Here is an 11,915-nt window from a genome sequence, read left to right as displayed (position 1 = left end):
ATGATTGAAACGACTTCCGCGCCGCTGCCGGTTATCTGCCTGGCCGGGCCCACCGGCTCGGGCAAAACGGCGGCGGCGCTCGCTCTGGCCGCTGCCCTTGACGGCGAAGTGGTCAACGCTGATTCGCGTCAGGTCTATGCCGATTTCCCCTTGATTACGGCCCAGCCCTCGGCGGAAGAACGCGCCTGCTGTCCGCACCACCTGTACGGTTTTTTGGCTACGGAAAACAAGATCAGCGCTGGCCGCTGGGCGGAAGCAGCCGTGGACAAGGTGCGCGACATCCTTGCACGGGGCAAAACGCCCCTGCTGGTGGGCGGCACCGGGCTGTACTTTCAGGCTTTACTGCGGGGCATGGCGGAAATTCCGCCCGTTGACCCGCAACTCACCACAGCAATCACCGCCCGTGTGGATGAGCAAGGCGCGCCCGCCCTGCATGCAGAACTGGCGCAAATCGACTCCGCCTATGCCGCCAAAATCCACCCCAATGACAGGCAGCGCATCATCCGCGCGCTGGAAGTCTGTCAAAGCACAGGACGATCCTTTACGTGGTGGCACAGCAATTCCATGAGTACGCCGCTCTGCGTCGGCCCCCTGCTGACGCTGGACGCGCCCCTGGCGTGGCTTGAGCCACGGCTGGCCCGCCGGCTTGACCTCATGCTTGCGGGCGGCGCGCTTGACGAGGCCCGCGCGGCCATGCGCCATTGCGCCGATCCCGCAGCGCCGGGCTGGTCGGGCATCGGCTGCGCCGAAGCGCTGGCGCACCTGCAGGGGCGTCTTTCTCTTGAAGACTGCCGTTCCCTCTGGCTGCGCAACACGCGGGCCTACGCCAAGCGGCAACTTACGTGGTTTCGCGCCCGTCCCGAGGCCCAATGGCTGCCGCCGGATGATCCCGCCGCAGTTGTGGAGGCCGCCTGCCGCTTTTGGCAGAAGGCGCGCAGCAGCTACAATTCTTAAGTGATGTTTTGCTGTTTCAGACCATTACAAGGGAGTACCCGCCGCTATGCTCATGCCCGCCATTTCCATTGATCCGGAACTCCGCTCAATCTGGCCGGATACGGCCCTTGGCTGTGTTTTCTGGTCCGCCCCGGTTCAGGCCGAGGATCCCAGGCTGTGGCAGTTCTTCAACCAGAATGTACTGCCCGGTTTGCGGCAGCGCCTTGAAAACACGGAACTTGCCGACATGCCGCAGATAGGCCCCTCGCGTCAGGCATTCAAGGCTTTTGGGCGCGATCCGGGCCGGGTACGCATTTCCTCCGAGGCGCTCTACCGCCGCGTGCGGCAGGGCAAGGATCTGTACCGCATAAACTCCGCAGTGGATGCCAACAACCTGGTTTCGCTTGAAACGGGCTTTTCGCTTGGCACCTACGATCTTGCCCGCCTGAGCGGCAACATTGTGCTGCGCGCGGGGCGAAAAGGCGAAGCCTATGCGGGCATTGGCAAGGACGAGCTCGACCTCTGCCGCATGCCCCTTCTGGCGGATGATCAGGGCGCGTTCGGCTGCCCTTGCAGTGATTCCCGCCGGGCCATGATTGCCGAGGACGGGCCGGACACGTCTTCGCCCCGGCGGCTGCTCACGGTTATTTACGGCTTTTCCGGCACCGGGTATGTCTCTGATGCGCTGAACATTGCGCAGAAACATCTTGAAGTGTTTGCGGGCGCACAGATATTCGCCTCTTCTGTGCTCTGCTGAACGCCCTTATTCGGCCAAAATCACACGATACGCATGTTTTTCGCAAACATTCTGTGTTTTCCGTAGGTTGCGTGAACAATCAATAAAGCGCTCTTTTTAGCGAAAAATATCCCAAGCGCCCTGTTCCCAAGGCATAAGAAGCAATTACAACAACGGCCCCTCCTTGACGTGTCTTGCAGGCTGGGATACCGTTTCAATATCTGCGTGTTCGCCCCCGTAGGGATCGGGGGTACGGAGGAACCCGCTGCAATGTATGCGGCGGGCGTTGGGGTAATGTCTGATTGCAAAAGGACAAGCACATGAGGAACGGCACATCACTGCTTTTGCTGGCGGCTCTGGCCCTGGCGGGCGCGGCGTGTCTGACGGCGCTCGGAGCTGGATCGGCCACGGCCGCAGCTTTGGAGCCGACAGACAGCGGCGCGCCGTCGGCCATTGTCATGTTTCCGGTAAGCGCCAAGCCCAATCCCAAGGGCGCGGCCATGAAACCCGCTGTTTTCAATCATCTCGCTCATGAGAAAAAGATTGCCAACTGCGAAACATGCCACCACACCGGCGATCCTGTGGCCTGTAGCACCTGCCACACTACGGAAGGCAAGGCGGAAGGCAATTTCGTGACGCTTGACCGCGCCATGCATGCCACCAATATCGCCAAACGCGCCAAGGGCAACACCCCTGTGAGCTGCGTGAGCTGTCATGAACAGCAAACCAAAGAACGGCGCGAATGCGCGGGCTGTCACGCCATTGTGACGCCCAAGCGCGACCAGGCATGGTGCGCCACCTGCCACAATGTTACGTCTTCCATGACGCCGGAGCAGATGCAGCAGGGCATCAAGGGCAAGCTGCCCCCCGACCAGAACGAAGCCCTGGCCGCTGAAACCGTGCTGAACCACAAGCCCGTGCAGCCCCTTACCGCCATGCAGGGTCCCTACAAGGTGAGCATTGATGCGCTGGCCGACAAGTACGAGCCCAGCAACTTCACGCACCGCCGCCATATGGCCTCCCTTATGGAACGCATCAAGGGCGACAAGCTGGCCGAAGCTTTCCACAACAAGCCCGAGACTCTGTGCGCCACGTGCCACCACAGAAGCCCGCTTTCGGCTACGCCTCCCAAGTGCGGCAGTTGTCACACCAAGGAAATCGACCCCGCCAATCCCAACCGTCCCAACCTCAAGGCTGCCTATCACCTCCAGTGCATGGGTTGCCACCAGGGTATGAACGTGGGTCGTCCTAAGAACACCGACTGCACCACTTGTCATAAGGCCCGCCCGTAGGGCGCCAACTGCACGGAGAAACGCATATGAATCGCAGAAAATTCCTGGCCATCATGGGAAGCGCGGGCGTGATTTCGGCATTGGGCACTGCCAAGGTGGCCAATGCCGGGGTACACACCTTCCCCTACTATGCAGACAGCTACGGCGTGCTGCATGACACCACGCGCTGCATCGGTTGCCGCCGTTGCGAAGAAGCCTGCAACGCGGTGAACCACCTGCCCAAGCCCAAAAAACCCTTCACCGACCTTTCGGTGACTGCCACCAAGCGCCGCACTTCGGCCTATGAGTGGACAGTGGTTAACAAGTACAACGTCAACGGCAAGGACGTGTTCCGCAAGTTGCAGTGCTTCCACTGCAACGACCCGGCCTGCGCCTCTGCCTGTTTTGCCAAATGCTTCCAGAAGCAGCCTGACGGCAGCGTGACCTACGAAGGTTCGCAGTGCGTGGGCTGCCGGTACTGCATGGTTGCCTGCCCCTTCTATGTGCCGGGCTTCCAGTACGATGAGGCGTTCGATCCCTTGGTGCAGAAGTGCACCTTCTGCGAACCCCGCCTCAAGGAAGGCAAGCTGCCCGGTTGCGTGGAAGCCTGCCCCATGGACGCCCTGACCTTTGGCCGCCGCAGCGACCTGATCAGGATTGCCCGCTCGCGCATCACTGAAAATCCCGGCAAGTACGTAAACTACGTTTACGGCGAACACGATGCCGGCGGTACCGCATGGATGGTGCTTTCCCCTGCCGTGGCTGCTCCTGCCGCCGCCAAGGACGCCAAAGCCCATGATGCCCACGCCGACACCAGCGAACTCAAGCAGCTTGGGCTCGACAAGCACCTGGGTACACAGCCCATGGGCGAGTTGACCTACGGCGCGCTGGGTACCGTGCCCATGATCGTGGCCTTCTGGCCTGTGCTGTTTGGCGGTGCTTACGCCATGACCAAACGCCGCGAAGCTCTCTTCAAGGCGGAAAAGGACGCACACGTTAAGGAGACCAAGGACGATCTGGCCGCTGCCGTTGACGCAGCCGTGCGCAAGATTGAGGAAACCCAGGGTCCGGGCGCTGCCGACACAGCCCGCCGCGCAATGACCGATGCCTTGAAGGCTCGGGAAGCGGAGTGCTGCAAGGAGCACGGGGAGGATAAGTAAATGGCACACCACAGCATAGTTATTCCCACCAGGGACAAGCTGTTCAATATCAGCGAATTCCTGACGCCCACCCCCGGCAACATCATTTCCGCCATCATTCTGGCGGTGGGCCTTGTCATCACCGTTATCCGCTTTACCGTGGGCATCGGTTCCGTCACCAACCTCAGCGATGTGCAGCCCTGGGGCATGTGGATCGGCTTTGACCTTCTGTGCGGCGTGTGCCTTGCAGCGGGCGGCTACTTTACCACTGTCGCCTGCTACATCATGGGCATGAAGCACTTCCACTCGGCGGTGCGTCCGGCCATCACCACAGCCTTTTTGGGCTACGCCTTCGTGGTTATCGCCCTGCTGTACGATCTGGGCCATCCGCTGCGTCTGCCCTTCATGTTCTTCTTCCCCGGCACCACCTCCGTTCTGTTTGAAGTGGGCCTGTGCGTGGCAACCTACGTTTCCGTGCTGCTCATCGAATTCTCGGTGGCCCCGCTGGAATGGATGTCCTGCCGCTACCCCTGGCTCATCAAGGTTCGCAAGATCGTGGTCAAGTGCACCATTCCGCTGACCATCTTCGGCGTGACCCTGTCCACCCTGCACCAGTCCTCGCTGGGTTCGCTCTACCTGATCTCCCCCGGCAAGGTCTTCCCCCTGTGGTACTCGCCCTTCATGCCCATGTTCTTCTTTGTGAGTTCCATGGCCGCTGGCGCGTCCATGGTTATCTTTGAAGGCATGCTGGCCCACCGTGGCGTGCACCACTACATGGACAAAACCCACCTGCGCGAAGCTGACGACGTGACCTTCAGCTTTGCCCGCGCGGCTTCGTTCATTCTCTTCGCCTACTTCATGCTCAAGCTTATCGACATGCTTGTGCAGGCCAACTTCCCCTACCTCTTCACGGGTTACGGGGTCTGGTGGCTGGTGGAAATGCTGGGCTTTGTGCTGATGCCCGCCCTGATCTACGCCAAGGGCGCGCGTGACCGCAATCTGACCCTGTGCCGCATTGGCGCGACCAACACGGTGCTGGGCATCGTGCTGAACCGCTTCAACGTTTCCATGATCGCCTTCAACTACAACTTGCCGTCGGCGGAACGCTACTTCCCCAGCATCTGGGAAATCTGCATCTCCATGTTTGTGGTGACCATGATCGTCACGGTCTACCGCTTTATCGTTTACAACATGCCGGTGCTGTACGAACACCCAGACTTCAAGGGCGAGCACTAAGCCGCGCGTAGGAGGAGAATCCCATGGAATTCAATACTTTCTATCAGTATTTTCTCTTCACGAAGAGCTGGGCTTATGTGATGATGTTCGTGGTACTGCCCGTTTACGTGCTGTACTGGAACTTCGTCCTGTTCCCCGACAAGAAAGAACGTAACAACAACTCCAAGCACTAGCCTGCTCGGGGTACGGAATCACAAGGGCGGAGCCGCAAGGTTCCGCCCTTGTTTTTTGCTCTGCGGGGTGTGTTAGCCGCAGGCCAGAAAAATCATACACATTATATTAATTGATAATTTCACACCTAAAACGAAGTTTTGCTTTTGTGCTTGCACATACGCAGCCCACCTGTTAAGGTGAACTGATACAAATTTGGCAATTGTTGCGGCAAGCTTTCCGTATAAAGGAAAGCTGTCCTTTTTTCTGCATCCATACATTTTTTTTGATCAGGACAATACAATGCGTTTCTGCGTTTCTTTTGCAAAAAACATTTCCTGCGAAGTGACAAAGCTTCGCAGCTTTTTTGCAACCTGATAACGCCCGCATAACTACGATTCACAAAAAAGAGGGCGTACCGGTTACGCCCTTTTTTTTATGCAACGTGCGCTGCTTTGCGCAGCACACTGGAGGAAAACATGCAAGAATATCCAAATATTACAATCACAACCAAGGATGCCGCGAGACTGGAAACCCTGCTGGAAACCCTGTCCGCCGACGGATTCCCCGGGCGCAAGGCGCTGGAAGAAGAACTCTACCGCGCAAACGTTGTGGCCCCCGAAGAAGTGCCGCCCTCCGTGGTGACCATGAACTCCACCGTGCGTTTCGCCATGCTGCCCTCTGGCACCGAGCGCCGCCTGAAGCTTGTGTACCCCGGCAAATCAGACGCCAGCGAGGATTCCATTTCCATTCTGGCGCCTGTGGGCAGCGCGCTGCTGGGGCTTGCCGAGGGCGATGACATCCACTGGCCCAACCCCAACGGCGGAACCCTGCACCTTGTGGTGCATGAAGTGGAAGACCAGCCGGAACGTGCCGGGCACTACGACCTGTAAGCTCATTCCAACATCCGCTGCCGATCTCATCGGGAACGGAAGAACCTTATTCCCCACCTATGCGAGGAGGTATCATGGTGGACGTGATCGCCAAGGCGACTAACGAACTGAATCCGACAGACATACTGTTTCAGACTCCCTACTGGGCTCAGGTCAAATCGCATATGGGCATGGCCCCCCTGGCTTTTGACATTCACTCTACAGAAACCTGGGGCGACGTGCTGGTGCTGATAAAAGACCATTGCGGGCACAAGATGGCTCTTGTGCCGCAGGGGCCAGAGTATGCGCCTTCAGAGGATTCATACGGGCAGTATCTGGAAGACCTTTCCGTTGCCCTGGCAGACCGGCTTGAGCCGGATGTGGCCTTTATCCGTTACGACCTGCCGTGGAAGTCCCTGTACGCGGACGAAATGCAGGAGCAGGGCTGGTGCGCCTTTCCCGAAGCGCGCATACGCGAAATGCGCATGAACATGGGCACCAGATTCTGGAACTTCAAGAAAGCCTCCGCAGATATGACCGTGGCAAGCTCGCTGGTGGTGGATCTTGGCGGCAGCGAAGACGACATCCTTGGCAGAATGAAACCCAAAACCCGCTACAATATCGGTCTGGCCCGACGCAAGGGCGTGACTGTGGAAAAAGCGGACAGCAGCAACCTTGCTGATTTTTATGACCTGTACGAACAGACGGCCAGAAGAAACGGCTTTGCCCCTTGCAGCAGCAAGCAGTTCTCGGCCATGTTCCGCTGCAATTTCGGCGCAAAGGATGAAGCAGATATTGTATTTTTGCTGGCCCGGCATGGGGGCGATATCCTTTCCGGCGCTATAATCGGCATTTCAGGGCAACACGCCAACTTTCTGTACGGGGCATCGGGCAATATCAAGCGCAACTATATGGCATCCAGCCTCATGCACTGGACAAGTATGCGCATTGCGCGGCAACTGGGCTGCCGCAGTTACGAAATGGGCGCTGTTTCGCCCACGCCTGACGCCACGCACCCCTTCAACGGTTTGCACCGCTTCAAGGTCGGCTTTGGCGGCCGCATTGAACTGCGGAGCGGCTCGTGGGACTATCCCCTGAATCAGGGGGCATACCGCGCCATACAGAATGCCGAGGTCATGTACAGAGAACTTGGAGCATGAAGGGAACGGTGCCGTGCATCACGGTCATAAGGCCCACGCCATACACTGACGGCATTGGCAGGGGCAGCGCAACGGGCAATAGCAATAGATGCTGAACAGCTCCGAATTGTTCTGTCCGTTGCGTCCCATGCCGCCACCTGGTCAAGGTACCTTGCGTGAAGCTTGCCGCGCTGATAAGCTGAAAATCTGCGGAACAGTCGCGGCCTTGCAGCCGGGCATTCAGTGATTATCTGCCTTCCAAGAGGTACCAAATATGTGTCTTGCCATACCAGCCAGAATTGAAGAACTTCAGGGAGAGGGCATGGCCCGCGTGCGCGTGGGCGAAAGCTCCACCTTTCTCACCGCCTCCATCATGCTGCTGCCCGAGGAACCCAAGGTCGGCGATTATGTGATTGTACACGCCGGTTTTGCCCTGCACACCATGACGCCGCAAGAAGCTGAAGACAGCCTCTCGGCCCTGCGTGAGCTGGCCCAGGCAATGGATGGCGCTCCGGCAAACTTCTGAGGCCCGTTCCGCATGATTGTGCGGTAATTGCGGCGGAACACGTTGAAAATCCCGGGCGTTTCACTCCTGCGCGCAACGCGTCTGAAACGCCCTTTTTGTTGGTGCTCCAAGATTAAGGGCCAGCCTTTTTGTCCATGAGAAGGCGCTTTATGTGAGGCGGGTTGCCATGCAGATGCACACCATCAGTGCGGTCTGCCAAACATTTTCATGCTCAGCCTGCGTACATGCAGGCACGCCAGCAGGCACGCAGTGTCCTGCTCTTCTTGACTTTGCCCCGCTCTTTGCCCACAGTAGAGCGATTTTTTCACAGTACCATATTGCCAAGTCCTTGAGTTGAACTGTGCCGGGAGCCAGCATGAGCGATTATAAGAAAACATTGAACCTGCCTCAGACCGCCTTTCCCATGAAAGCCAACCTGGCCCAGCGTGAGCCGGAAACCCTGAAAAAATGGGATGCCATTAACAGCTACGAAGCAATGGTTGAAGCTTCCGGCAGCAAGGGAACCTACGTGCTGCACGATGGCCCTCCCTATGCCAACGGCCACATTCACATGGGTACGGCCCTGAACAAGATTCTCAAGGACATTATTGTTAAATCGCGCAACATGGCTGGTTTTGCCTCGCGCTATGTGCCGGGTTGGGACTGTCACGGTCTGCCCATTGAACACAAGGTTGAGCAGGAGCTGAAAGAAAAGAAAAAGACCCTGCCCGCCCATGTGGTGCGCAAGCTCTGCCGAGACTACGCTTCCAAGTGGATTGACGTGCAGCGCAAGGAATTTCGTCGTCTCGGCGTGCTCGGCAACTGGGAAGATCCCTACATGAGCATGCGCCCCACCTATGAGGCCGCCACCGCTCGCGAGCTTGCCAACTTTGTGGAAACGGGCGGAGTCATGCGCTCCAAAAAGCCCATCTATTGGTGCTGCTCCTGCCACACGGCCCTTGCAGAGGCAGAGGTGGAGTACTACGACCACACGTCCCCTTCCATCTTTGTGCGCTTTCCCTTGCAGGACGATGGCCTGAAAAAGGTTTTCTCCGCTGCGGATCCCGCCCATGCCTTTGTGGTCATCTGGACCACCACCCCCTGGACGCTGCCGGACAACATGGCCGTGTGCCTGCACCCCGAATTCACCTATGTGCTGGTGGAAGTGGACGGAGCGCAGTACGTGCTGGCCGAGGAACTGCTCGCCTCCTGCGCGGAGCAGTTCGGCTGGAGCGAACCCAAAATTCTTGGCCGCGCCACCGGCGAACAGCTTGAAGGCCTCAAGGCCCGCCACCCCTTTTACGACCGCGTGTCGCCCATCATCCTGGGCCAGCACGTCACCCTTGAAGCTGGCACGGGCTGCGTACACACCGCCCCCGGTCATGGCCGCGAAGACTACGAAGTTGGCCTCAAATACGGCCTCGAAATCTATTCACCCATGGATGATGCCGGGCGCTTTTTGCCCACGGTGCAATTTTTTGCCGGGTTGAATGTTTTTGAAGCCAACCCCAAGGTCATTGAAAAGCTTGAAGAAGTCGGCGCATTACTGCGTCAGGCCAAGATCAAGCACTCCTATCCGCACTGCTGGCGCTGCAAGCAGCCGGTTATTTTCCGCGCTACCACCCAGTGGTTCATCAGCATGGAAAAGAACGACCTTCGCGGCCGCGCGCTCAAGGCCATTGACGAGCAGGTGCGCTGGATCCCCGCCTGGGGCCGCGAACGCATCCACAACATGATCGAATTCCGGCCTGACTGGTGCATCTCGCGCCAGCGCCAGTGGGGTGTGCCCATCATGGCCCTGCTCTGCGAAGACTGCGGAGAAGCCTGGAACGACCCAAACTGGATGCGCGACCTCTGCGACCGCTTTGCCAAGCACCCCACCGGCTGCGACTACTGGTACGAGGCCGAACTTTCGGAAATCGTGCCGGAAGGCCTTGCCTGCCCGCACTGCGGCGGCAACCACTGGAAACGCGAAACCGACATCCTTGACGTGTGGTTCGACTCCGGCACCAGCTTTGCCGCCGTGCTCGAGCAGCGCCCCGAGCTTGCCTACCCCGCCGATCTGTACCTTGAAGGTTCGGATCAGCACCGCGGCTGGTTCCACAGCTCACTGCTGGTCAGCGAAGGCACGCGCCAGCGCGCGCCCTACAAGGCTGTGCTCACGCACGGCTATGTGGTGGACGGCGAAGGCCGCAAGATGTCCAAGTCCATTGGCAACGTCATCGCGCCGCAAGAACTCATTGAAAAATTCGGCGCTGAAATCGTGCGCCTGTGGGTTTCTTCCGTGGAATACCGCGAAGACATCCGCATTTCCGACGAAATTCTTGGCCGCCTTGTGGATGCCTACCGCCGCATCCGCAACACCTGCCGCTTCATCCTTGGCAACCTTGAAGGCCTCGGCAAGGATGATCTGCTGCCCCTGAACGAGTTGATGCCGCTTGACCGCTTTGCCATTGACGCCGCGGCCCGGGTGCACGACCGAGTGCAGCAGGCCTACATGGATTTTGACTTCCACAAGGTCTATCACACCCTGCACAACTACTGCGTGACCGACCTTTCATCCATGTATCTGGACGTGCTGAAAGACCGCCTCTACGCCTCCGGCCCCGCCAGCGCGGAACGCCGCTCGGCACAGACCGCCCTGTGGCATATCCTTGGCCTGTTGCTGCGCGACATGGCCCCGGTGCTCTCCTTCACCGCAGAAGAAATCTTTGCGCATCTGCCCGAAGGCCTGCGCGGCGCGGAACCCACGGTATTTGCCCTTCAGCCCATTGAATCTGCCCCCCTTCTGCTTGACGAAGGCACGCGCGACGACTGGAACATGCTCGCCGCCGTGCGCGGGGCCGTGACCAAGGCTATTGAACCCATGCGGCGCGATGGCGTTATCGGCCATTCGCTCGACACCCGCGTGACCCTCTTTGTGGCAGACGAACTGCGCCAGCGCCTTGAAGGCCTGAACACTGACCTGCGCGCATTCTGCATTGTTTCGCAAATAGCCATGCAGCCCCTTGAAAGCGCACCACAAGGCGCGTACTGCGATGAAGAAATCGCCGGGCTTGCCATCGGCGTGGAAAAGGCTCACGGCGAAAAATGCGAACGCTGCTGGATTTACAGCACGGAACTTGGCACCGACGCAGGCCATCCCACGCTCTGCCCCCGCTGCACCGCCGTTATCAAGGCCATGGAAGCGTAACAGGAATGCCAAGGCGTTATCGCATACTCGGCATAGCGGCCATTGTAGCCCTTGTTCTCGATCAGGTGAGCAAGTGGGCTGTCATGCAGTTCATACCCGAGCACAGGCCCATCACGGTCATTGCCGGGCTGTTTGATCTGGTCAACATCCGCAATCGCGGCGCGGCCTTTGGCTTTTTAAACCGGTCAGACATTGAGTGGCAGTTCTGGCTTTTTCTCGCTGCCACGGTTGTGGCTGTGTGGGCCATTGTCATGCTGGTGCGCAGTTCGGATGAAGACCCCTGGCTGTTCACGGCTCTTGGGCTTGTGATGGGCGGCGCGCTTGGCAATCTGGTTGACCGCGTGCGCTTTCGCGCCGTGGTGGACTTTCTGGATGTCTATTGGGGCGACTGGCACTGGCCTGCCTTTAACGTGGCTGATTCGGCCATATTTGTTGGTGCGGTGCTGGCCTGCCTGATTCTCTGGCGCAAGCCCCAGGCGGCCGCCAGCGACAAAGGCGGCAAACCAACCCCCGGCAAGGGAGGAACCGCATGATTTTTCATTGGTGGCATGTGCTTGTGGTAATGTTCCCCATGATCCCGACACTGTGGAGCATTCTGCACATATGGGGACACGAGTTTGAAACCCCGCAACAGCGCGCCCTGTGGCTTGTGCTGGTAGTTTTTCTGCCATGTGTGGGGGGAATCATCTATATTTTCACCGGACGAAAAAAAGTTCTGGGAAAAGTGCAAAATTGAAAGAG

The 11,915-nt window shown here is 58.6% G+C and carries 12 protein-coding genes; all 12 read left to right on the top strand.

What is annotated here, in order from left to right:
• The 12 genes from miaA to ACUZ9Q_RS02455 all read left to right on the top strand — a co-directional run bounded on the left by miaA (position 1) and on the right by ACUZ9Q_RS02455 (position 11,910).
• The gene (miaA, locus tag ACUZ9Q_RS02510; protein ID WP_449247259.1) at positions 1-954 is read left to right on the top strand and encodes a tRNA (adenosine(37)-N6)-dimethylallyltransferase MiaA; all 954 of its coding nucleotides are present in this window, start codon (positions 1-3) and stop codon (positions 952-954) included.
• A 46-nt stretch (positions 955-1,000) separates the two neighbouring features.
• Positions 1,001-1,690, top strand: a complete 690-nt coding sequence (locus tag ACUZ9Q_RS02505) for a B3/B4 domain-containing protein (RefSeq protein WP_192112402.1) — start codon at positions 1,001-1,003, stop codon at positions 1,688-1,690.
• Positions 1,691-1,989: 299 nt separating this feature from the next.
• Positions 1,990-2,961 (top strand): nine-heme cytochrome c, encoded by a 972-nt coding sequence (locus ACUZ9Q_RS02500; protein ID WP_209818767.1) that lies wholly within the window; start codon positions 1,990-1,992, stop codon positions 2,959-2,961.
• 26 nt (positions 2,962-2,987) lie between these two features.
• Complete coding sequence (gene hmcB / locus ACUZ9Q_RS02495) at positions 2,988-4,100, top strand: sulfate respiration complex iron-sulfur protein HmcB (protein ID WP_215647247.1); 1,113 nt, start codon at positions 2,988-2,990, stop codon at positions 4,098-4,100.
• Positions 4,101-5,315, top strand: coding sequence for a sulfate respiration complex protein HmcC (gene hmcC / locus ACUZ9Q_RS02490; protein ID WP_215647246.1), 1,215 nt, complete (start codon positions 4,101-4,103; stop codon positions 5,313-5,315).
• Positions 5,316-5,338: 23 nt separating this feature from the next.
• On the top strand, positions 5,339-5,488 hold the full coding sequence (gene hmcD, locus ACUZ9Q_RS02485; RefSeq protein WP_192112398.1) for a sulfate respiration complex protein HmcD: 150 nt from the start codon (positions 5,339-5,341) through the stop codon (positions 5,486-5,488).
• 456 nt (positions 5,489-5,944) lie between these two features.
• A complete protein-coding gene (gene rnk, locus ACUZ9Q_RS02480; protein ID WP_215647245.1) occupies positions 5,945-6,358 on the top strand; it encodes a nucleoside diphosphate kinase regulator in 414 nt (137 codons plus the stop codon).
• Between the two features lie 74 nt (positions 6,359-6,432).
• Positions 6,433-7,497, top strand: a complete 1,065-nt coding sequence (locus ACUZ9Q_RS02475) for a lipid II:glycine glycyltransferase FemX (RefSeq protein ID WP_449247258.1) — start codon at positions 6,433-6,435, stop codon at positions 7,495-7,497.
• Between the two features lie 253 nt (positions 7,498-7,750).
• Positions 7,751-8,002 (top strand): HypC/HybG/HupF family hydrogenase formation chaperone, encoded by a 252-nt coding sequence (locus ACUZ9Q_RS02470; protein ID WP_022657919.1) that lies wholly within the window; start codon positions 7,751-7,753, stop codon positions 8,000-8,002.
• Positions 8,003-8,357: 355 nt separating this feature from the next.
• Complete coding sequence (ileS, locus tag ACUZ9Q_RS02465; RefSeq protein WP_308583654.1) at positions 8,358-11,174, top strand: isoleucine--tRNA ligase; 2,817 nt, start codon at positions 8,358-8,360, stop codon at positions 11,172-11,174.
• 5 nt (positions 11,175-11,179) lie between these two features.
• Positions 11,180-11,707 carry a signal peptidase II gene (gene lspA, locus ACUZ9Q_RS02460; protein ID WP_192112394.1) on the top strand — a complete coding sequence of 176 codons (528 nt, stop codon included), beginning with the start codon at positions 11,180-11,182 and terminating at the stop codon, positions 11,705-11,707.
• Entirely contained in the window at positions 11,704-11,910 is a 207-nt protein-coding gene (locus tag ACUZ9Q_RS02455) for a PLDc N-terminal domain-containing protein (protein ID WP_022657916.1), read from the top strand. The genes lspA and ACUZ9Q_RS02455 overlap by 4 nt, the downstream gene beginning before the upstream one ends.
• The last annotated feature ends 5 nt before the right edge of the window (positions 11,911-11,915 follow it).

The sequence above is a fragment of the Desulfovibrio desulfopostgatei genome, assembly GCF_053570645.1.
The sequence above is the reverse complement of the archived record's forward strand: the minus strand, read 5'-3'. Positions and strand labels throughout refer to the sequence as shown.